At 34.1% G+C, this 651-nt stretch carries 1 protein-coding gene; it reads right to left on the reverse strand.

Annotated elements, in window-relative coordinates; genetic code table 11:
• On the reverse strand, positions 1 to 623 hold a 623-nt coding region (locus AB1L08_RS22495; RefSeq protein WP_413066791.1), incomplete at its 3' end, for an RNA-guided endonuclease InsQ/TnpB family protein.
• Between the last annotated feature and the right edge of the window lie 28 nt (positions 624 to 651).

The following is a 651-nucleotide window of genomic DNA, read 5'->3' on the forward strand; positions in this document are numbered from 1 at the left end:
TCATAACAGGTTATAGCATTGGCAATCCCTAGATCAATAGACATGAATTTCTTACTATTATTTTTGGTTGATACATCTTTGTGTTCTTGAGCTAGGATAATTTTATATTCTCCATCGGCTAACGGTTTTACTTCGACTGTTTTCACTTTACCTATTTTAATATGTTTTGGTATCGGGACATAAACAAACTTTGCTTGAATCCCAAACTTTTCACGAAGATAAGATTTTTGTTTTGCCGGAATGGATAACCTTATCCGATTTTCTTCTATACGGAACCCATTATTCAGAAACTTAACATTAAAATTCTTTTGTTTGAATCCTGGGGGCTTTGGATTTTCGATTCCTCCTGTCTTTTTTAGTTCAAAAAAGGATTCCCATGATTCTTGAAGTACCTTTAACACTTCCTGGGCAGATTGGGAAGGCAAGTTTTTATACCAAAAATGGTCTTTTAACCTCTTTTTCTGTTCATACCAATTAGGAAACGGTTTGCCGCTATCTTTTGTCCAGTTACGCTTTTCGTAATTGGCTACATTCCACAACTTTCTTGCCGCATACCCTAATTGAGATAAAATAATATTTATTTCATCATTTGGTTTATACACAAAATAAGAAGCTCGAATCATAGCTATTCACCCCCTTTTTGATTGTTTT

The organism is Siminovitchia jepli, assembly GCF_047228825.1.
Classification (GTDB): domain Bacteria; phylum Bacillota; class Bacilli; order Bacillales; family Bacillaceae_C; genus Siminovitchia.